The sequence below is a fragment of the Deltaproteobacteria bacterium RBG_16_64_85 genome, from assembly GCA_001798885.1.
GTDB lineage: Bacteria > Desulfobacterota > Deferrimicrobia > Deferrimicrobiales > Deferrimicrobiaceae > FEB-35.
This window is the reverse complement of sequence record MGQW01000092.1, coordinates 66,307-86,283: the sequence shown is the minus strand read 5'-3', so window position 1 is coordinate 86,283 and position 19,977 is coordinate 66,307. Positions and strand designations below refer to the sequence as shown.

At 59.0% G+C, this 19,977-nt stretch carries 17 protein-coding genes, 1 tRNA gene and 1 pseudogene; 1 reads left to right on the top strand and 18 read right to left on the bottom strand.

What is annotated here, in order from left to right; genetic code table 11:
- The 17 genes and pseudogenes from A2Z13_06305 to A2Z13_06225 all read right to left on the bottom strand — a co-directional run bounded on the left by A2Z13_06305 (position 1) and on the right by A2Z13_06225 (position 18,273).
- Positions 1–717: pseudogene (locus A2Z13_06305) on the bottom strand (hypothetical protein).
- Positions 718–744: 27 nt separating this feature from the next.
- Entirely contained in the window at positions 745–1,959 is a 1,215-nt protein-coding gene (locus tag A2Z13_06300) for a hypothetical protein (GenBank protein ID OGP76093.1), read from the bottom strand.
- Positions 1,959–2,573, bottom strand: a complete 615-nt coding sequence (locus tag A2Z13_06295) for a hypothetical protein (GenBank protein ID OGP76092.1) — start codon at positions 2,571–2,573, stop codon at positions 1,959–1,961. Before A2Z13_06295 ends, A2Z13_06300 begins: the two co-directional genes overlap by 1 nt.
- A 101-nt stretch (positions 2,574–2,674) precedes the next feature.
- Positions 2,675–4,147, bottom strand: coding sequence for a hypothetical protein (locus A2Z13_06290; GenBank protein OGP76104.1), 1,473 nt, complete (start codon positions 4,145–4,147; stop codon positions 2,675–2,677).
- Between the two features lie 237 nt (positions 4,148–4,384).
- Complete coding sequence (locus A2Z13_06285; protein OGP76091.1) at positions 4,385–5,524, bottom strand: hypothetical protein; 1,140 nt, start codon at positions 5,522–5,524, stop codon at positions 4,385–4,387.
- A 142-nt stretch (positions 5,525–5,666) separates the two neighbouring features.
- Positions 5,667–5,743 (bottom strand) — tRNA-Met (locus A2Z13_06280).
- Positions 5,744–5,774: 31 nt separating this feature from the next.
- Positions 5,775–7,298, bottom strand: a complete 1,524-nt coding sequence (locus A2Z13_06275; GenBank protein ID OGP76090.1) for a hypothetical protein — start codon at positions 7,296–7,298, stop codon at positions 5,775–5,777.
- Positions 7,295–7,855 (bottom strand): hypothetical protein, encoded by a 561-nt coding sequence (locus tag A2Z13_06270; GenBank protein ID OGP76089.1) that lies wholly within the window; start codon positions 7,853–7,855, stop codon positions 7,295–7,297. Before A2Z13_06270 ends, A2Z13_06275 begins: the two co-directional genes overlap by 4 nt.
- Positions 7,856–7,873: 18 nt before the next feature.
- The gene (locus tag A2Z13_06265) at positions 7,874–9,073 is read right to left on the bottom strand and encodes a hypothetical protein (GenBank protein OGP76088.1); all 1,200 of its coding nucleotides are present in this window, start codon (positions 9,071–9,073) and stop codon (positions 7,874–7,876) included.
- A gap of 151 nt (positions 9,074–9,224) precedes the next feature.
- Positions 9,225–10,001, bottom strand: coding sequence for a hypothetical protein (locus A2Z13_06260; protein OGP76087.1), 777 nt, complete (start codon positions 9,999–10,001; stop codon positions 9,225–9,227).
- A gap of 20 nt (positions 10,002–10,021) precedes the next feature.
- Complete coding sequence (locus tag A2Z13_06255; protein ID OGP76086.1) at positions 10,022–11,299, bottom strand: hypothetical protein; 1,278 nt, start codon at positions 11,297–11,299, stop codon at positions 10,022–10,024.
- Positions 11,300–11,352: 53 nt separating this feature from the next.
- Positions 11,353–12,147 (bottom strand): ABC transporter ATP-binding protein, encoded by a 795-nt coding sequence (locus A2Z13_06250; GenBank protein ID OGP76085.1) that lies wholly within the window; start codon positions 12,145–12,147, stop codon positions 11,353–11,355.
- Positions 12,148–12,219: 72 nt separating this feature from the next.
- Positions 12,220–13,392: an ABC transporter substrate-binding protein gene (locus tag A2Z13_06245; GenBank protein ID OGP76084.1), complete on the bottom strand. Its 1,173-nt coding sequence runs from the start codon at positions 13,390–13,392 to the stop codon at positions 12,220–12,222.
- Positions 13,393–13,532: 140 nt separating this feature from the next.
- The gene (locus A2Z13_06240; GenBank protein ID OGP76083.1) at positions 13,533–14,579 is read right to left on the bottom strand and encodes an ABC transporter permease; all 1,047 of its coding nucleotides are present in this window, start codon (positions 14,577–14,579) and stop codon (positions 13,533–13,535) included.
- A gap of 32 nt (positions 14,580–14,611) precedes the next feature.
- A complete protein-coding gene (locus A2Z13_06235) occupies positions 14,612–15,502 on the bottom strand; it encodes an ABC transporter permease (GenBank protein ID OGP76082.1) in 891 nt (296 codons plus the stop codon).
- A gap of 15 nt (positions 15,503–15,517) precedes the next feature.
- The gene (locus A2Z13_06230) at positions 15,518–17,425 is read right to left on the bottom strand and encodes a long-chain fatty acid--CoA ligase (GenBank protein OGP76103.1); all 1,908 of its coding nucleotides are present in this window, start codon (positions 17,423–17,425) and stop codon (positions 15,518–15,520) included.
- A gap of 5 nt (positions 17,426–17,430) precedes the next feature.
- Positions 17,431–18,273 (bottom strand): ABC transporter ATP-binding protein, encoded by an 843-nt coding sequence (locus tag A2Z13_06225; protein OGP76081.1) that lies wholly within the window; start codon positions 18,271–18,273, stop codon positions 17,431–17,433.
- A gap of 195 nt (positions 18,274–18,468) precedes the next feature.
- Between A2Z13_06225 and A2Z13_06220 the strand changes: the two genes are divergently transcribed.
- The gene (locus A2Z13_06220; GenBank protein OGP76080.1) at positions 18,469–18,954 is read left to right on the top strand and encodes a hypothetical protein; all 486 of its coding nucleotides are present in this window, start codon (positions 18,469–18,471) and stop codon (positions 18,952–18,954) included.
- On the opposite strand, the gene A2Z13_06215 is transcribed toward A2Z13_06220, so the two are convergent.
- Positions 18,947–19,882, bottom strand: a complete 936-nt coding sequence (locus A2Z13_06215) for a hypothetical protein (GenBank protein ID OGP76079.1) — start codon at positions 19,880–19,882, stop codon at positions 18,947–18,949. The genes A2Z13_06220 and A2Z13_06215 overlap by 8 nt on opposite strands.
- Between the last annotated feature and the right edge of the window lie 95 nt (positions 19,883–19,977).

Here is a 19,977-nt window from a genome sequence, read left to right as displayed (position 1 = left end):
CTCTTTCTGCAGATCGCTGACCTTCGATTCGAGGAACATCTTGCGGTCTTCCAATCTCGAGATCGCATCGGCGTTGGTTCGAAGCTGATCCTGCATTCGCGTCATCGCGTTCAGATTCGCCTGCATCTCCTGGGGAAGTTCTCCCATGTACAGCAACTTGTAGCGCTTGACCTTCTCCTCCTGCACCTCGAGCCTCTCCTTTGTTTCCTTCAGCTGGGTCTCCAGGAATTCGGAGGTGGAAACGGCCTGTTGTTCCCTGATCTGGACGTTTTCTTCAATGAAGAGGGAGGCGAGCCTTGAAGCCGTCAACATGGCGACCTTGGGGCTCTCATGCTCGAAGGACAAGGAAAAAGCGTCTTTGTCCCGGATTACCTTGATATCGATCCGGTTCTGCATCATTTCGACCACTGTCTCCACCGGAATATTTTTCCTCTCCTCCCGGAAGAGTCCAATCTCGTCCATTACCGCCACCAGCCGTGTCCGGCTGAGGACCTGCTGCTCGATCGCTGGGACACGATCCTGGATTCTGTAATTCGTCATGGCGGTGATGTATTTCTCCGAAACGCGGGGCGGTATGACCAATATGGTAGTGGTTGATTTGTATTGGTCTGGTATCGCGACGCAATAGACGGCAGCCGCGAGCATGACGAGAACGATCGAAAAGAGGATCAGCCATTTCTTCCTGAGGAAAACTTCCAGGTATTCGAGAGGCTCCATGTCGGGTCGAAGCGGCATGTATTATCCTTAAAAGAGTTTGTAGTCCTTGCTCAAATCCAGGCCCAGCAAAACGGAACTTCGATCCAGATCCGCTCCTACGATGCTGTTTCTTGCTCTTTGTCGATTCATGTTTCCGGACAGGCGAAAAGATGCCCATTCGGCCGCCTGGTAGCGAAGACCCACATTTCCATTCCACGTTCTTATGTCTTCCGTCCTGGGGGTATCGAGCGACTGGTTGATCTGGTAGGAGCCGGTGAGGTCCCCCCACCAACCCTTGGCAAACTGGTCCGTGAGCGTAAACTGGATATTCCCCCTGTGGGTGGTGACGCCGAAGCTTCCTCCACCGGTCAACCCGTACGATCCGATCAAGGAGGCTCGAAAATCCTTCCGCGCATAAGTCAAGGAAAATTGGCCGGAGGGGGAGGAGTTGGTGTCTTTGCCCGTAAGCGTGGTCTCCCTCAGATAATCGACGCCGGCGGTTGCATCGAACGTGTAATATTCGGATATGATGTATTTTGCAGTGATCCCGGCTGCATTGGACCGGGAGTCCGTGTTGTCTGCGAACGTGTTGTAACTGGCATTTATGGAAATTCCCGAGGAGAAACGCGGAGTGAAATGGTAGGAGATCGAGGCACCCCCGGTCACCGTATCGGAATCGACCCCGGCCGCGTTATTATCCAGAAACGTTCGCTTCGTGCCCCCCGCTGTGAGTCCTAGGTCGACCTTGGGGTTCAGAAGATAAGTCAGTTGCAACGATCCCGTAAGATCCCTTGTCTTGGTAGGCGCGGTGATTACGACTTCCGAGGGGGGAAGCCCCGGGACAGGACTCGCGATCAATTGGTTGCGGCGATACGAGTCGCTGGATTCCACGAAACGAACCGTCGGTTGTAAAGATAGCCGCGGGGAAAACTGAAGGGGTTTTTCGACACTCAAACTGTACCTTGTTGTCCCCCGATTGTTCAATTCAGTATGGCTGGAGTAACGAGTGTATTCCAAACTGCCGCTGAGAATGATCGTGGTTTGCAATGTTTCCAGCGAGAGCGCGAGACCGGGAGTCGCCCGTGTGATGTAATCGGAGATCGTATTATCCGAAGTGCTGAAGATGTTGCTGTCCCAACTCTCTTCGATCGTGATTTTCGGGGTGGCGATCAGGTTGGCGGACATCGCCGGCGATATGACGGTAATCGAGAGAACCGCAAAGAAAACCGCGAACCGTATTTTCCCCCCCCGTTTCCGCTTCATCACGGCACCACGATGGTATCGCCGGGCTGCAATAGATAGTTCCCTTCTCCCACGTTATCGATCAGCCTGTAATAATTTATCCTCCGGACTTCCTGCTTGAGCCCCAGGCCGCGAACGAGCTTGATGCTCCGCGGGGCGGCGAACTGCGTGAACCCTCCCGCCAGCGAAAGAGCCTGTAGTACAGACATGTCGCTTCGCAATGGGTAAGGTCCGGGTTTGACCACGTTTCCGAGAACGAAGATCTTCGGAGCATTCACCTGCGTTACGATGACGGATACCTGGGGTTCCTTCAAATATACCAAAAGCTTCTGATAGATGACATCGGCCAGTTCGGCAGCAGTAAGGCCTTCCGCCTGGACGTCCTGCACCAGTGGGACCGAGATCATTCCGTCCGGACGAACAACGACATCCAGGGTCAAATCCTTGTTCTCCCATACGGAAATATGGAGAACGTCCTCCGGGCCAATCTTGTAATTCGAACTTGCCACAGAGGGAGGATGATCCTTCGGTTGACGGAGATTCGGCGACGGCTTGGGGGGAGCAACGAGAACCGTGTTATCCGCGATCGCCTCGTCTCCCCCGCAGGCCACCAGGAGCATCCAAATTACAAGCATCGCGCAGGCTACCGCCCATAGTCTCTTCACCTTTCCTCCTCCTATTGTCTCGCTTTTCAACCGCATTTGCAGCGCAAACACTCTAAAACAAACAGAAAAAACTAATCCTGGTTCAGCCCGCACTCCTTGATTTTGTATAGCAACGCCTTGTAACTGATGTCCAATATATGCGCGGCCTTCCGTCGATTCCATCTCGTCTGCCTCAACACGCGGTCGATCAGTTCCCGTTCCGCCTTGCGCTGGGCGATTTTGGCGACCTCTTTGAGGGTTCCCTTCTCGGGAAGGGAGGACTCACCCGATCCTCCCCGCACAGAAGAAGACTGGAGTTGCTCGTTGACAGCCGGCCCTGAATGAGAATTTGCGGGCTTGCCATACTCGTCCAGCTCCTCCTTGGAGCGCGTAAAATTACTATTATCCTTTTTTCTCATGAGTTCCGCAATGAGTTGGGATTCATTGCCCAGGATGACCAGTCGTTTGATGTTGTTCTCGACTTCCCGTATGTTTCCCTGCCAGCCGTAGTTCAGGAACAGTTCCATCAAGCGGGGGGATATTTTCACGCGCTCCCGGTTGTACATTTCGGAATATCTTTTCAGGAAATAATCGACGAGGAGAGGGATGTCCTCCTTGCGTTCCCGCAGCGGAGGAAGAAAGATATTCACCACGTTGATCCGATAGTAGAGATCCCGGCGGAAGCGGTTCTCCTCCACCATCCGTTCAAGATTTTTATTCGTCGCGGCCAGGATCCTGCAGTTGACCTTCACTTCCTTTTCGCCGCCGATCCGGAAAAACTGTTTCTCCTGGAGAACATTGAGGAGTTTCGATTGGAGGTCCATGTGCATTTCACTGATTTCGTCCAAGAAGATCGTCCCGTTTTGCGCGATTTCGAACCGGCCATATTTCCTCCGGTGAGCTCCGGTGAAGGCCCCCCTTTCGAATCCGAAGAGCTCGCTTTCCAGGAGTTCCCGCGGGAGGGCGGCGCAGTTGACCTTGATGAACGGCTCCCCCGCACGATCGGATGCCTTGTGAAGAGCCTTGGCGACCAGGTCTTTTCCGGTCCCGCTCTCCCCCGTGATGAGGACCGTGATGTCCGTATTGGCGACCTGGTCCAGGATTGCCTGAACCTTGCTCATCTTGTCGCTCATGGAAAAGAGAAGCTTGTACTCGTCCTCGACCTGGATCTTGGTTTTCAGTTCCTCGAGCTCCCATTTGGCCTGTGTGTTTTCGAGTACCATCTGGATTTTGAGCAGCAGCTCCTCGCGACGGAAAGGCTTCTTGATGTAATCGTTCGCACCGTCTTTCATCGCGCGTACGACCTCCTCGACGTCGCCTTGCCCAGATACCATGATGATGGGAATGTTCATGCCTTTGGCCCGGAATGGCTTGACGAGGTCCACCCCGTTCCCATCGGGGAGGAAAATATCGAGGATGACGCAGGAAAAATGATGATTGTCGAGGTATTCCATCGCCGTTGCCTTGTTGAAGGCGGTGGTTACCTTCATCCCCTTCTCGATGAGAAGATTCTGGGTAAATTGGGTGAATACAGGGTCGTCGTCAACGACGAGGATATTCGATATTGTCATTCGTTCCCTCCCGCGTTCCCTCCCGAGTCTAGCCTAACCTCAGCAAACCTCGTGCCTCCCTTACCCATATCGGCAAATAACTTTCACAAATTCACATATCGCGCCATTATTAAAAGAGTTATTGCGGGGTGTGATTTCCCCAAGGAAATCTCCGCTTGAGATGTTATTGCCCTAAAGAGTAGAATAAAAAGGCCAAAGTGTGGAAATTATTTCCTTTTGGTGGGAAAATAATTATACAAGAAGAGAGAGCAAAACTTTGGTTCCCTTCCCTGGCGCGCTTTCCAACCAAATCTTCCCGTTCTGGATCTCGATTAATTTTCGGCAGATGCTCAGCCCCAGTCCGATCCTTGCGCTGGCGTCCTTGCTGGCCACGATCTGCTTCTCGGTGAAGATCTTTTCCAGTTGTGACTTGTGGATTCCGACTCCGGTGTCTTGTATCCAGAAAGTGACGGACTTGTTATCCTCCGCCCTCGCTCCTATCCGGACCTCTCCGTTCGGAGGGGTGAACTTGATGGCGTTATAAAGCAAGTTGTCCAGGATCTGAAACACCCTTTCCGAGTCCCCCTTTGCCTTGAGCCTCGGCAACTCACCTTCCATGGAGATTCTGACCTGCTTCTGTGCGGCATAAGGGCGGTAAAACGCAGCGCATTCCTGGAGGAGCGTATCGAGCTCGAATGGCTTCGATTGGATCCGGATCTGTCCTCTCTCCGCGGCCTCGTAATCCAGCAGCGTATTGGCCATCGTCTTCAGACGAAGGATTGTGCGGACAGCCTGGTCCTGGAATTGTATGGAATCGGCTTTCTGGCAGTCGCCACACTTTTCCTTGAGGATCTGGAAATACCCGTCAAGGACCGTCAGGATCGACTGGAAATCGTGTCCCGCCATGGAGATCAGGAACCCCTTGTAGGAGCTCTGGAGCCTGCCATCTTTCAGCTCGGCCTGCAGGCGGGAGAGCCGGTCGCGCGCTTCCTTCTCGAGCTTTTCGGTCTCCAGGCTCAAATTAAGTTTCTCGACGGACCGCGCGACCGAGTGCCGCAGGATGTCCGAGGCGATCGGCTTCCTCAGAAAATCGTAGGCCCCCTGCTTCAAAGCTTCGATAACCGATTCCAGCGTTGGCGATTTGGACACAAAGATGAATGGAAGATACGGGTACTTTCGGAGAGTGTCTTCCAGGAAGGTCAGCCCGGATTGCTTCCCGACGTTCAATTCCGAAAGGATGACGGTCTTCCCCTTTGCCCTGCGAAGGTGTGCCGCAGCCTTTTCATAATTGTTCACAGTGGTTACGGAATATTTCTCCCGGGAAAGTATTTCCTTTGTCTGGGCAAGAAATTTCGCATCGTCGTCGATGAGGAGAACGCGAAGACAATTCATATGGGAAAATAATACCATAGGTATCTCCGAAAATGGGAACGATTCCGCATTACATCGTATCAAGAACCATTAATCAGGAAGAATCAAATAGGGTAGGGGGAAACCGGGTTCAATTCCCTAATGTGTGCCAATGAGAAAAGACTGGTGGCGGTGCAGGGACTTGAACCCCGGACACTGCGGATATGAGCCGCATGCTCTCACCATCTGAGCTACACCGCCACGCTGGCAGTAACTTTAAATTATACCATACTCATTTCAGCCATAGTACGCGCCACTCCCCGAACTTTCCGAGGATCTTCCCCTTGTCGATGGAGGCGACGCCGATCCGGAACGGCTTGCCGCCCTGCGAAAAGTCGATGAAGGCGTCCCGGGCGGAGCTGCCGGTCTGCGGTGTCCGCCATGCGAGCTGCAGAGAGTCGCCGTCCTGTGCGAAACACAATGCCTCGGCGTTTGAGAAAACGCGGAGGTTCTCGAAGAATCCCCCGGCCGTGACGAGGTTATTGAGAACGATGAGCTCGTCGTTCTTGTCGCCAAGAAGGTCGACGCCGAAGAGGCGGTTGGGGAGATAGAGCCGTTTCGTTCCCACCGCCAGCTCCGGTTTGCCGGAGGGGCTGAGCAGGGCGTCCAGGGCCGTTTCCGTTCCGGAAACGGCATCGACGCTCTCCCACAGCTTTTTCCCGTTCCCATCCAGCAGGACCAGGCGGTCTCTGTCTCCAAGTGTGACGAATCTTACGCTCCCGCCCTTCTTGAGGGTGGTGAAGGAATAGATCCACGTCCCCTCGATCAGCGGGAGGGGGGTCCCTTTTTCTTTGCGTCCCCCAGGCCCGAGCTGGGAGAGCGCCAGGCGATAGACGGGCCCCTTGAAAATCGCGACGGGGTCGGACTCCTGCCCGACGAGGACGATCCCTTCCTTTCCGATATCCAACGCCCGAAGGAAATAAGGGATGTCGCGGGCGATCCGTTGGTATTGTTTGCCGTCGTACTCCCAGATGTCGGACAATGCCTTCCCTGTCACGTACCGGACCGCGATAATCTCGGCCACGCCGTTCCGGTTAAGGTCAGCTGTGTCCACGTGGATGAAGCCTTCCCCCGCATCGGGGATGCGGGCTTTCTCGACCAGGTCGTCCCCTTCCACGCCGTATACCGCGATCCCGTCCGTGGTCGCGGCGATCACCTCCATTTTTCCGTTGCGGTCCGTGTCTCCCCAGGCGACCGAGACAACGTCGCCGGGAACGTTCCGGCTGCGGGAGATTGTCCCTGTGAGCTTGGGGATCTTGCGCCGCTCCTTGCCCTCCCCGATCACTTCATCCCCGAAGAACAGGTATTTAAGCTTCGATGCGGCTTCGATGGCCAACCGGTTAATGGCAGGTCGCAATTCCGTTCCGGCCTGCGCTCCGTTGTCCACGGCATTGACCACGACGGTCCTTCCCTTGCCCGGATCTTCCGTCGCGGCGAGGGTGAGGTCCAGTGTGATCGTCCGCCCGATGCGCGAAACCGCGCCGGTCAGGATGTAAGTGGCGCCGAGGCTGCGGGCTCTCTTCCGGATTCGGGAGGGGTCCTGCGCTCCCTCGATGGGGACCGCTTGAACGTCGAGCCGGTCCTGAAGCCTTTCCTTCAGCGCCTGTCCGAGGCGGGAGATATCGTCCGCGGCTGTGTTGTCGGACAGGTTCTGCAGGGGAAAAAACGCAACTGTCTGGCGCGCCCCTCGCGCTGTGCCGATCGCCAGCAGGCAGGAAGCCGCAACGGCGGCGGCGAGAAGAAGACGCGCCCTCATCGAATCAGCGACACCACCTTCTTGAATTCGGGCGTCGCCGCCACTTTGAGCAGCTGGAAAACTGCCGTTTCCGTGCTGAAGACGGTGCAGCCGGCGTCGCGAAGCGCCTGAAGGCCGCTTTGGTAGTTGTGCAGGAAACGCGAGGAGACCGCGTCGTCCAGGACGAAGACGGAATACCCCGCACGGGTCAGGTCCACCGACGTCTGGTAGACGCAGACGTGGGTCTCCATCCCGACGATCACCACCTGCTTCCGTCCTGCGGCCGCCACCGCCTGCAGGAACCCCTCGTCCCGGGCGCAGCTGAAGGTTACCTTCTCGATCCTTTGGTACCGCTTTCCTTCCAGGGGGCGCAGGATCTCCGACACTGTCGGGCCCAGGCCCTTCGGATACTGCTCCGTCAGGAGGATCGGCAGCCCAAGCGTGCCCGCCGTCTCGATCATGACCTGCATGTTTCTAAGGGCCGGCGGGTACAGATCCTTGTGGATCGCCGGCACAAGCTTCTCCTGCACGTCCACCACGAGGAGAAGTGCATTCTCACGGTTCAGGAAATCGGCCACGGCGTTTCTCTCCCTTCTTCAAGCCCCGACGGCGCAGGCAAGGACCTCTTCCTCCATCGGAGTCAGTTTCTCGAACCCGGTTTCGGTGACGAGATAGGCGTTTTCCAGCCCCACCGCCCCCTCTCCGGGGAAGACGAACTTGGGCTCCATGGCAAACGTCATCCCTTGCGCCAGGACGGTCTTCGATCCCTTCGCGATGAAGGGGAACTCGTCCGCCTCGATGCCGATGCCGTGCCCGATGAACTTGACATTGTACCCCGGCGGGCCCATGAAGTTAGCGGCAAACGGACTGTGGGAGGCCATCTCCATTCCGATTTCATAAAGGTCCCCCGCCGCGGCCCCCGGGCGGATCGCGCTTTCGATGTTCCGCAGAACCTTGACCGCCAGCGCGTGGGCCATCGTCATCTTCTCCGGCAGGGCCCCGATGACGTACGTCCTGGCCATGTCGACCAGGTAGCCGCCCTGGGCCCACATGACGTCGACGATGATCGGCTCGTTTTTCCCGAAAGCGCGGTATCCCTGCCCTGTCGGGACGTACGGGGATGTCCCCTTTCCGGCGGTGGGGAAGTCGGCGTAGGACGGCACGGCCGCATCGGGGCCGGAGATGACGCATCCCAGGCCCACCTCCTGGTTCCAGGCGCGCATCCGGGTGATGGTCGTATGACCGCCCGCGATCGCCTTTCCCTGCAGGATCCCCTGGAGCTCCATCTCGGTCATTCCGGGCCGGATCTGCTTCCGCGCCTCGGAAAGCAGCGCGGAGAGCATCTTCCCGCAGCTCCGCATGGCTTCGATCTCGGAGGGCCCCTTGACGGCACGGATCTCCCGGACGGCGCCGGAAATGTCCTCCGTCCTGACGCCGGGGAAGAGCGCCGCGTAGCGGTTGAAGGTCAGGACGGGCATCACGTCCATCTCGAAACCCAATGATCGGAAGGAAATCCCCTTCTTCCCGAGCCAGGCCGGAATATCCTTCAAGCCGGAGATCTTTACGATGATCTCGACCGGCGACTCGGCGACCGCCCTCTCGTACACCTTGCGGACGAAGTAGACCGGTTCCTTGGCGGCGGGAATGACGAGGATTCCCTGCTGGATGGAGCCGGCGAAGTAGAACAGGTCGGGGTTCTGGACGATGACCGCCCCGTCCAGGCCAGCCTGCGTCAGTTTCACCCGCAGCGCGCCGATCCTCGCGCTGATTTCTTCTTTCGGCGTCAGTCGATACATAAAATTTACTTAAGCCCAGGGACGTTCTTAAACTTTTTAATGTCTGTGCACACTTTTAACCCTTTTACCATGGGGAAACGTCTGGTATTCATAAGATACTTAAAAAAAATGGGACATGCTTAAAAAGTTTAAGAACGTCCCCGGAATTAAGTTATTTGGTTTTTTCCCAGAGTTTTTCGAGTTCCTGGTAGGACTTCGGGAATTCGGCCTGGAAGCGCAGGTAGATGGGGACCGGGTAGCGGACGCCGCCTGCGTGCGTTTTCTCGAGTCCCTCGACCACTTCTTGCGCCATCGCGTAGGGGAAGGTGAAGGCCATTTCGTCGTCGGCCGTCAACCCGAAGATGCGGTCGCCGTGGCACGGCAGGATGACCTGCGGTTCTCCGGTCTTCTTCCCCTTGATGATGATGTCGGTGCAGTCTCCGCGACCGGAAAAATCGCTCTTCAGGCTCCCCCCTTTTTTATAGAGGCAAGCGCTGAGGATCCGAACCACCTGGGCAGAATTTCCGTAGACGAGGACCGTGTCGGGGATGAAGTTCACGCGGCCCAGGGGGCCCGCGACCACGAAGGCGTATTCGCCCGTGTCGTACTTGGCCAGCGCCTCTTCGAAGCGAGCCCCCGCTTCCTTGCAGGAGGCGTACATCCCGTCGGCCAGGCCTCCCGAGGTGTAATATTCGTTGCGCTCCTCGAACCCGAACGCAGCCTTTGCGATCGGGCAGGAAAGGTCCTCCCCCGAGAACGCCATGGCCCATCCGTAGCGCCGAGCGATGGAAATCGCTTGGCAGATCGCCATCTTAATCCCAAGATGCTTAGATGGAACTTTCACTTTCTCGGGGAGCTGCTCTCCCTTCTTAAAGGACTTGATCCCCAGTGGAAACGTGTGCACGCGAAGGTGCTTCTCGAGATGTGCGTTAAGTGTCGCAGCCTCCATTGTGGGTCCCCCTTGTCCGTTTAATCCCATTTCCGCGAGTCGAGGATCTTCTTCTCCTTTTCGGTCATCTCCGCCTCCTGCACGAAGACGACTTCCCCCCGCAGGCGCGTCAGTTCGCGGGCCGTTTCCGCAATTTTCTCCCGAAGCGCATCGGAGGGCAGGACTCCCTCGCCCAGGATCGCGCGGATCCCCATCCGGTCCTCGTGGCCGGTGCGGGAGATCATCAACTGGACGGCGAAGACCTCAGGGACCTTCTTCTCGAGCTGGACCACCTGCTCGGGGTGGACGAACATCCCTTTGACCTTTGTTACCTGGTCCACTCTTCCCACGATCCGCAGGAGCCGTGCGGAGGTCCGCCCGCAGGGGCAGGGGTCGTTCGTATAGATGGAGAGGTCTCCCGTGGCAAAGCGCACGAGCGGATAGGTGGTGTTGGGCAGGGTGACGACAACTTCCCCGATCTCGCCGGGAGCAACCTGCTTTCCGGTAGCCGGGTCGAGCAGCTCCATCACGATCTCGTCGTTGACGTGCATCCCCTTCGCCTCGAAGCACTCGTATCCGAGCGATCCGACGTCAGCCGTCCCGTAGGCCTGGCGGACCTGGATTCCGAATTCCTCCTGGAACCGCTTTCGCAGAGTTTCCGGCAGCATCTCCGCGGCGACCAGCGCCACCAGGAGCTGGAGTCCGTCTCCAGGGACGACTCCCATCTCCTTGGCCTTCTCGAGGATGGTCATCAGGAAGGAGGGGGTGCCGACATAGCCGGAGACGCACAAGTCCCGAAGGACCTGTACCTGCATTTCGGTGTTCCCGACGCCGGCGGGAATCACCGTGCAGCCGATCCGGATCAGCGCCTCGTCGAACATCAGGCCCGCTGGGGAAAAGTGATACATGAAGGTGTTCTGGACGATGTCGCCCTGGCGGAATCCCGCCGCTACGAACGCCTTCTCCCACCGCCAGTGGGTCTCCTCCCGACCTTCCGGGTCGAAGGTCGGGCCCGGTGAGACGTAGATCCGGCGCATTCCGCGGGGCGGGACTGCCGCCAGTCCCCCGAAGGGCAGCTCCGTTTTCTGGATGTTCTTCAGGTCGGCCTTCCGCGTGAGGGGGATCTTCGCCAGGTCTGCGACGTCCTGGATGTCGTTCGGGTGGACGCCTGCCTCGTCCATCTTCCTTCGTGCTGCGGGCGCCTTCTCGTAGGCGTACTGAACCGTCTCCCGGAGGATGCGCCGCAAGAATCCCGCCCGTTCCCTTGAGGACATCTTCTCCTGCTCCTCGTCGTAGAACCCGCGCTTCCGGTCGACCATCGATCACTCCTCGAAAAACAGGTGGATCAAAAAGTTTAAGAACGTCCCCGGTATTAAGAAAGCCAGCGCTTGCGGCGCTTGTAGTGCTTGACCTCGCGGTAGGACTTTCGCGCGCCGACCTCGTTCATCCCCAGGTAGAATTCCTTGACATCCTCGTTGTTGGCGAGCTTTTCCGTTTCGCCGTCGAGCACGACCTTCCCGTTCTCCATGATGTAGCCGTAGCTGGAGATGGATAGCGCCACCCGGGCGTTCTGCTCCACCAGGAGGATCGTAGTCTTTTCCTTTTCGTTGATGTCCTTGATGATCCCGAAGATCTCCTTGACCAGCAGCGGGGAAAGCCCCAGCGACGGCTCGTCCAGGAGCATCAGCTTCGGCCGGGCCATGAGCGCGCGCCCGATCGCAAGCATCTGCTGCTCCCCGCCCGAAAGATACCCTGCCAGCCCTTTGCGACGGTCCTTGAGCCTGGGAAAGTACGCGTAGACCCGCTCGTAATCCGCCTTAACGTTCGCGGAGTCCTTCCGGGTGTGCGCCCCACAACGGAGGTTCTCCCCCACGCTCAGGTCCTCGAACACCCGCCGGCCCTCCATCACCTGGAAGACTCCCCGCCGGACGATCTCCTCGGGGTCCCGGCCATTGATCTTCTCCCCTTCGAAGAGGATCTCGCCGTCGGTCACTTCGCCTTCCTCGGACTTGAGGAGTCCCGAGATCGCCTTGAGCGTGGTGCTCTTCCCCGCCCCGTTGGCCCCGAGCAACGCCACGATCTGCCCCTTGGGAACGACGAGGGACAGCCCCTTCAGCACGAGGATGACGTCCGAGTAGATCACCTCGATGTTGTTCACCTGGAGCATGCGTTCCCGCCTTCGGTTGAATTTGCGAAAAGGGCGAGGGGATCTTCACCCCCCCGCCCGCTCCCGCCCGCCTTACAGACCGAGCCACTCCTTCTTGCGCTCGAGCTCGATCGTCTTTTTCAGGATCATCTTGCCTTTCTCGTATTCGTAGATCTTCGCCGACATGTTCGGCCGGTGATCGGCCGGGGTAAAGGTGATCTTGGAGGTCAGCCCGCCCGTGTCGTAATCCTTGATCGTCTCGAGGGCCGCCTTGACACCGGGACCGTTCAGCTCCCCCTTCTTGTCCGCGATCTTCAGTGCCTCGCACAACACCATCATGGACACCCAGCCGCGAATATAGTGGGTGTTCTGGTGCTGCCCCTTGGTGATCTCCTTGATCAGCTTCATGCCGGGGACGTTCTCTCCGTAGATCGAGGCGGCCTGGAGGCCCATCAAGCCATCGGCCGCGTCACCCGCCATCTTGACGAGGTCCTCGTCGTTCCCCCACAGGTTCACGAAGAATTTAGTCTTGAGTCCCAGTTTCTTCGCGTCCTTGAGGACGACGGCCGTGGAGGGCGTCGTCCCGCCGATCCACGCGAAATCGGCGTTCTTGCTCTTGAGCGACAGCATCTGCGAGTTCGCTTCGATCGCCTTGAGATCCACGTTCTCGTCCCCCACGATCTCGAACCCGAGCTCCTTTGCGTACTCCTTTCCCCCTTTGATGGGCGCAATTCCGTACGGGACGTTCGGGTAGATGAAGGCCACCTTCGGGGCCCTCTTCTCCTTCCAGTTGTCCTTGATGTACTTCAGGCCCGCCCTGAGCTGGGTCGTGTAGTCTGCGGCGATGAAGAAGTTGTAGGGCGCCTTGTTGATGTCGGTCAAGTGCGCCGAGTAGGACGCGGAGAGGTAGGGGATCTTGTCCTGGGCCAGAAACCCGGTAAGCGCCTCGGTGTCCCCCGATCCCCATCCCTGGACCGCCACGACCTTCTCTTCCAGGTATTTCTTGTACTGGTTGATCGCCTTGTTCTTGTCGTAGGCGTAGTCGTACATCGGCATGTCGATCTTCTTGCCGTTGATCCCGCCCTTCGAGTTGATGTACTCCTTGTAGTCCTGAACAGCCTTGGCATAGGGGTTCCCGACCGACGACGTCGGGCCCGTAAGGTCGGCCAGATGCCCGACCTTGATGTCGGCGGCGAGGGTTCCGCCCGCCATTAGGAACAGTGCGCACGCCGCAAGGGCGGCAACCCGGATCACGTTCTTCCCCATTCTTTCCTCCTTGAGAATTGTTTTTCCATCGTTATTGGTCCGTTTCCCATGCCCTCCGATCTCCCCTTCCCCGCCATCCCACCTCCTTTCATCACGATTTTCCCGTCGTTCGCTGTCGCAGCCAGCACAACTACAACCCTTCAGTACGAGAACGGATAAAGCTTCCAATAGGCCTTGACCATCTTCCAGCGGTGGGCCAGCCCGTCGGGCTCGAAGATCAGGAACAGGACGATGATCAGGCCGAAAATCCCGTGCTCGAAGGCGATGGCGAGCCGTGCGATGCTCGGCAGATCGGCCTGCACCACCTCCGTGAGCGCCGAGAGGACCTTCGGCAGCAGGATCATGAAAATCGCGCCGTAGATGGAGCCGAGAACGCTCCCCAGCCCCCCGATGATGATCATGGCGAGATAGACCACTGAAACCTCGATGTTGAACTGCTCCGAGGTCACGAACTTCAGCGAATGTCCGTAGAGGGCCCCCGCCACCCCTGCATAGAACGAGGAGATGCCGAAGGAGAGGAGCCGGTACTTGTACAGGCTGATCCCCATGATCTCCGCCGAGATGTAATGGTCCCGGACGGCCATGAAGGCCCTCCCCGTCTTGGTCCGCATGAGATTGGACGCAAAAAGGATCATCGCGACGGCGATGACGAGGACGAGGAAGTAGTACGAACGGTCGGAGGCGAACGTGAAACCGGCGAGGGTGGGACGGGGGATCGTGATGCCGTAGCTTCCACCCGTCACCGGCTCCCACCGGACGAAGATCCATTCCAGGATGAACTGCGAGGCAAGTGTCGCGATGGCAAGATACAGGCCCTTGAGCCGCAGCGACGGGATGCCGAACACCATCCCGCACAGGGCGGTTACGATGCCGGCCGCGGGGACCCCGACCCAGAACGACAGCCCCATTTTCGCCGTGATGTAGGCCGAGGTATAGGCGCCCACGCCGAGGAACGCCCCCTGGCCCAGGGAGATCTGGCCGGTGAAACCAGTCAAAATGTTGATGCCGACGGCGCCGATCGAGGCGATCAGGATCTGAAGGAGGATCCACTGGTATTCCCCCTTCAGCAGGAACGGAAGCACCAGCAGGAACACGAGAAACAGCGCCATGCAAACCCTGACAAACGGCGTCTGGAATATCTCGACGTCCTTCACATAGGAAGTTCGATAGTCGCCGCAGTAATGCATCCGTTCCTTTCCTTACCGTCGCGCCGGCATCTTCAGACGCGCTCGATTTCCTTCGTCCCGAACAGCCCGTAAGGCTTGATCATGAGGATGATGACCAGAAAGACGTACGGCGCGACCTCCTTGACTCCGCTCAAATCGAAATATGCTTTGCAGAACCCGTCGGACAGGTTTTCCAGGACACCGACGATCAGCCCTCCCAGGGCGGCGCCCAGGATGGAGTCCAGCCCGCCGAGGATCGTCGCGGGGAAGACCTTGAGCCCGAAGTGGTAGAGGGAGCTGTTGATCCCGTTGATGTTCCCGATGAGCACCCCTCCGATCCCGGAGACGACCGCGGAGATGATCCAGGAGAGGGCGAATATCTGCTTGACCGAGATCCCCATCGACTGCGCGACCTGCTGGCTGAAGGCGGTGGCCCGCATCGCGACGCCCGCCTTGGAATATTTGAAGAACACGGAGAACACCGCCAGGAGGAACAGCGACAGGACGAAGCACCACACGAACTCGAGGGAGACGGGGAGCCCCGCGATCGTCAGCATCTCCTGGGGAAACAGCTTCGGCTCGTAGACAAGGATCTCGGTTCCCCAGACTGCCGAGACGATCGAACGGAACACCAGCGCGAGCCCGATGGTGACCATGATGATGGAAATGATCGGCTCCCCGATCATCGGCCGAAGGATCAACCGTTCCACGAAGAGGGCCAGGACCATCCCGAACAGGACCGTCAGCAGGAGGGCCGCCCAGAACGGCACTCCCATCTGCACGACGAAGGCGAAGCAGACGTAGGCTCCCACCATCAGCAGCTCGCCCTGCGCGAAGTTCACGACGCGCGTCGACTTGTAGATGATGGTGAACCCCAGCGCTACCGCCGAGTAGATGCTGCCGATGACCAGGCCGCTGATGACGAGCTGCAGCAGGTATTGCATTGTCATCGTCGCCCCCTACATGTCCTTGACGACGAGCGTCGTCTTGATGTTCGACGTCTTGCCGTCCTGGTACTTGATCACGGCGTCGATCGGGATCGCCGTCTGTCCGGCGTACATCTCCTCGATCACGTGCTTGTACCGATCCCCGACGAAGGCCCGCCGCACTTTCCGCGTGCGCGTCAGTTCGTCGTCGTCGGCATCCAGCTCCTTGTACAGGAGAAGAAATTTCCGGATCCTCGTCGTCGCCGGAAGCGTCTCGTTGACCTTGGCTATCTCTTTCGCGATCAGGTCGACGACTTCGGGCTTCCCCGCAAGATCCGTGTAGGTCGTGTAGTTGATCCTCCGGTTCTCCGCCCACTTTCCGACATTGGGGTAGTCGATGCAGATCATCGAGGCGATGAAGTCCCGCTCGTTCCCCAGGCAGACGCACTCCTTGATGTAGGGTGAGAATTTCAGCTTGTTCTCGATGAACTGGGGGGAGAACCGGGTGCCGTCGTTCAGGTGCATCACGTCCTTGACGCGGTCGATGACGATCAGGTGCCCGTCTTCCGTGAAGTAGCCGGCGTCGCCCGAGTGCAGCCAGCCGCCCGCAAGCGTCTTCTCCGTCTCCTCCGGGTTCTTATAGTAGCCCAGGAACACCGACGGGCTGCGGGAGAGGATCTCCCCCGTCTCGGAGAGGGTGACCTCGGTCTCGGGGATCGGCTTGCCCACGGAGTCGAAGTTGATGTCCCCCTCCCGGTGGATGCAGGAAATGCCGGAGATCTCCGTCTGCCCGTAGATCTGCTTGAGGTTGACCCCCATCGCGTTGAAGAACTTGAAGACGTCGGGCCCCAGCGCCGCGCCGCCGGTCGATGCGGTCCGGATCCGCAGCAGGCCGAGCCGGTCCTTCAGCGCCCGGAACACGAGGTAATAGGCCAGCCGGTGCCGCAGGAGCAGCCCGAACGAGGGGGTCCGCTTCCGGAAGATCGTGTCGGCGTACTCGTATCCCACGGGGACCGCCCAGTTGTACATCGCCCGCTTCAGCCGGGAGGCGTCCATGACTTTCACCTGGACCGTGGAGGTCATGTTTTCCCAGATCCGGGGCGGGGAGAACATGATGGTGGGGCCGACCTCGCGGATGTTCTCCTGCACGGTTTCGGGCTTCTCCGGGAAGTTCACGGTGAACCCGGTCAGGAGAGCGCTGGAGAGGCACATCATCTGCTCCCCGATCCAGGCCAGCGGGAGGAAGGAGACGAACTCATCCTTTTCCCCCTTGGGGTCGACCTCCATCAGGTTCGCCGCCATCGTGAGGAGGTTCCGGAAAGAAAGCATCGCCCCCTTCGGGAAGCCGGTCGTCCCGGAGGTGTAGCAGATGAGGGCGAGGTCCTCGAGCTTCGACGCCGCGACCTTCTTTTCATAGAGCTCCGGCTCCCTCTGCTCGAGCTCCCGGCCGAAGTTCTCCACCTCCTTGAAGTCGAGGAGAAACGGCTCCTTGTAGCTGCGCATCCCGCGAGGGTCGGTATAAACGATGTATCGTACCTTGGGGAGCTGCTCCTTCATGTCGAGGATCTTGTCCACCTGCTCCTGGTCTTCGGCCACCACGAACGTGGAGTCGGAGTGGTCGATGACGTAGCCGACCTCCTTCAGGGTGGAGTCCTGGTAAAGCCCCAGCGGGACGGCGCCTGCCGCCTGCGCCGCCACCTCCGCCCAGACCCACTCCGGCCGGTTGTCCCCGATGATGGCGACCTTGTCGCCGGGAGCGAGCCCAAGCGACACCAGCCCCAGCGAGAAGTATTTGACGTGGTCGTGGTATTCCTTCCAGGTGAACTCCTGCCAGATTCCGAACTCTTTCTCGCGCATGGCTACCTTGCGGTTCCCGAAACGCTCCGCGTTGTGGGCCAGGAGCTTGGGAAAGGTGTCGAACCGGGCCAGGACCTCCTTCATCGCGGTCACCGCTCCTCCAGTTTCCGGAGGAAGTCGTCTTCCTCGCCGATGTAGGCGCGGATCACGTGGGGGTCCTTCGCCACCTCGGCCGGCACTCCTTCGGAGATCTTCACGCCGAAGTCCAGTACGCTCACGCGTTGGCTGATGTCCATCACCACCCCGAGGTCGTGCTCGATCAGGAGGATCGTCACGCCCCACTCCTCGTTGATGTCGAGGATGAACCGCGCCATGTCTTCCTTCTCCTCCAGGTTCATTCCGGCCATCGGCTCGTCGAGCAGGAGGAGCTTCGGCTTGAGGGAGAGGGCGCGGGCGAGCTCCACGCGCTTGCGCAGCCCGTAGGCCAGCGTCCCGACCGGCTTCTTGCGGATGTTCTCGATCTCCAGGAAATCGACGATGTCCTCGACCGCCTTGCGGTTTTCGATCTCCTCGGTCCGTGCCGGTCCCAGGTAGATCCCGCCGGCGAAGAAGCCACGCTTCAGGAACAGGTGCCGGCCGAGCATCAGGTTGTCGAGCACCGTCATGTGATGGAAGAGCGCGATGTTCTGGAACGTCCGGGCGATGCCGAGCCGGGCGATCCGGTCCGGGTGCATCCCGGTGATCTTGCTGCCCTCGAAGTAGATCGCCCCTTGCTGCGGCTTGTAGACGCAGGAGATGCAGTTGAAGATCGACGTCTTGCCCGCACCGTTGGGACCTATGATAGCGTGGATCTTTCCCTTCTCGACGCCGGTAGAGAAGCCATTGATGGCTTTGACGCCGCCGAACGACAGATGGATTTCGTCGATCCTAAGCAATGGCAATGGGTTTCCCTCGAGATGATCAGAAAGCACTATAGGCAATCCCCCGCTCATTTGCAAACCATTGTTTGGAATTTTCGCATTGGAGACCGAACCTTATTTATCATCGGGTTAGGTCCCTAACAGGAATCCGAACCAAAAATCATTTTCGATCCTGCCGGCGCACCCGCCCCTCCGGTGGATTTCACCGGATCGCCTATTGTATTATCAGATCAGGTATGGATGCGTCGGTACGGAGGTTCATTACAAATGAGACGCTGCGCGATCGTCGCCATGGCCCTTCTGATGCTGATCGCCGCCGACTCCCGGGCCGACATCTACAAGTGGGAAGACGAGACGGGCGCGATCCATTTCACCGACGATCTCTCGAATATTCCCTCCGGGTCCCGAGGCAAGGCAACGATGGTGATCCGCGAGGCTCCCCGCACGGCGGAACCGCTCCCTTCCGTTCCGCCCCCTCCTGCTCCCGCGCCGTCCCCGAAAGACGAAGCCGCCGAGGCGGCAATGGGGAAGGAAGCACTGGCCTCCCAGGCGGAGCAGTTGAAAGCCAAGATCGCAGCCAAGGAAAAGCTGATCCGGTTCGTCGAGGACCGGCAGAACCTGGCCCTGAATCCGGACCGCAGGCGCGTCATCGACCCGGGAGACCTGGAGCTGGTCAGGAAATACCAGGCGGAACTTCCCGAGGACCGGCAGATGCTGCAGGATCTCGAATCCCGCCTCGAACTCCTCAAATAGCCTCGAATTCCACCGGCAAGGGCGCAACCACCCGGAGAAGCTCTTTCGTCGCCGGGCGGGCGAACCGGACTTCCTCCGCGTGCAGCATCAGCCGGCATTTCCCCGGCCCCTCCGGGGGAACCGCGCCGTAGCGCCTGTCCCCCACGATCGGAAAACCCGCTGCCGCCAGGTGCGCACGTATCTGGTGGCGCTTCCCCTTGGAAATGACCGCCCGAACGAAGGTACATTCACCCGCCGGACGGACCGGCAGGACGGCGGTCCAGTAGTGAGGGTCTTCCTCGTTCCGTTCTCTCCGGACCCTGACCTTCTCCCCTCCTGCAGTCTCCAGCAGGTAGGACAGCGACATCTCCTTTTCCAGCCGTCCCTTCACGAGGCAGGCATACGTTTTTACGATCCGCCCCTTTTCCCTCTCCCTTGCGAGGAACTTGAACGCCTCCGGGGAAAGCGCCGCCGGCACCGCACCGCTCGTAGCGTAGTCGAGACGGGTAAGGAGCGTGAGGCCCGGCTCCTTCGAGATTTCTGCCACGATCGGATAGAGGAACCGGAGAACTCCCGCAAGGGTCCCCATCTCCATCGGACGCTGCGGCTCGGTGTGCACGTCAGCGGGCTTGGAGAGCACCGCAACATCGGCGTCGGCGTAAAGAACGGAGGCGCCGGGGAGATTTCCGGGAACGGGAAGCCAGTCCTCCCGTTCCGCGATCTTCCGGACGACGACCTCGTCCCCGGCCTGGAGGGAGCACCCTTTCTTCCCCTCCTCCAGGCCCACGGCAACGTCCCCGGCATCGATCGCAAACCGGACGCTCTTTGCAGGCAGGTCGTGCATCATCTTCCGAAGAAACCGGTCCAGCCGGCATCCTTCCAGCCTGCGCGGGACCGTGTAGACCAGCCCTTCCCTCACGAACACCCTCTGATCGATCGCTGAATTCACCGCACATTGTACCCCGCCGCCGGGAACGGGGGAAAGGGAAGTCCGGGCGGGAATATTGGGAATCCGCGGTGGGAATCCGCGGTGTGGAATCCGTG

What these genes read in the sequence shown, in the direction of transcription:
- A2Z13_06240 (OGP76083.1), bottom strand. Translation starts at nt 14,579, where the DNA reads ATGCATTACTGCGGCGACTATCGAACTTCCTATGTGAAGGACGTCGAG.
- A2Z13_06275 (OGP76090.1), bottom strand. Translation starts at nt 7,298, where the DNA reads ATGAGGGCGCGTCTTCTTCTCGCCGCCGCCGTTGCGGCTTCCTGCCTG.
- A2Z13_06285 (OGP76091.1), bottom strand. Translation starts at nt 5,524, where the DNA reads ATGAATTGTCTTCGCGTTCTCCTCATCGACGACGATGCGAAATTTCTT.
- A2Z13_06265 (OGP76088.1), bottom strand. Translation starts at nt 9,073, where the DNA reads ATGTATCGACTGACGCCGAAAGAAGAAATCAGCGCGAGGATCGGCGCG.
- A2Z13_06220 (OGP76080.1), top strand. Translation starts at nt 18,469, where the DNA reads ATGAGACGCTGCGCGATCGTCGCCATGGCCCTTCTGATGCTGATCGCC.
- A2Z13_06230 (OGP76103.1), bottom strand. Translation starts at nt 17,425, where the DNA reads ATGAAGGAGGTCCTGGCCCGGTTCGACACCTTTCCCAAGCTCCTGGCC.
- A2Z13_06245 (OGP76084.1), bottom strand. Translation starts at nt 13,392, where the DNA reads ATGGGGAAGAACGTGATCCGGGTTGCCGCCCTTGCGGCGTGCGCACTG.
- A2Z13_06225 (OGP76081.1), bottom strand. Translation starts at nt 18,273, where the DNA reads ATGAGCGGGGGATTGCCTATAGTGCTTTCTGATCATCTCGAGGGAAAC.
- A2Z13_06295 (OGP76092.1), bottom strand. Translation starts at nt 2,573, where the DNA reads ATGCTTGTAATTTGGATGCTCCTGGTGGCCTGCGGGGGAGACGAGGCG.
- A2Z13_06235 (OGP76082.1), bottom strand. Translation starts at nt 15,502, where the DNA reads ATGCAATACCTGCTGCAGCTCGTCATCAGCGGCCTGGTCATCGGCAGC.
- A2Z13_06250 (OGP76085.1), bottom strand. Translation starts at nt 12,147, where the DNA reads ATGCTCCAGGTGAACAACATCGAGGTGATCTACTCGGACGTCATCCTC.
- A2Z13_06300 (OGP76093.1), bottom strand. Translation starts at nt 1,959, where the DNA reads ATGAAGCGGAAACGGGGGGGGAAAATACGGTTCGCGGTTTTCTTTGCG.
- A2Z13_06255 (OGP76086.1), bottom strand. Translation starts at nt 11,299, where the DNA reads ATGGTCGACCGGAAGCGCGGGTTCTACGACGAGGAGCAGGAGAAGATG.
- A2Z13_06260 (OGP76087.1), bottom strand. Translation starts at nt 10,001, where the DNA reads ATGGAGGCTGCGACACTTAACGCACATCTCGAGAAGCACCTTCGCGTG.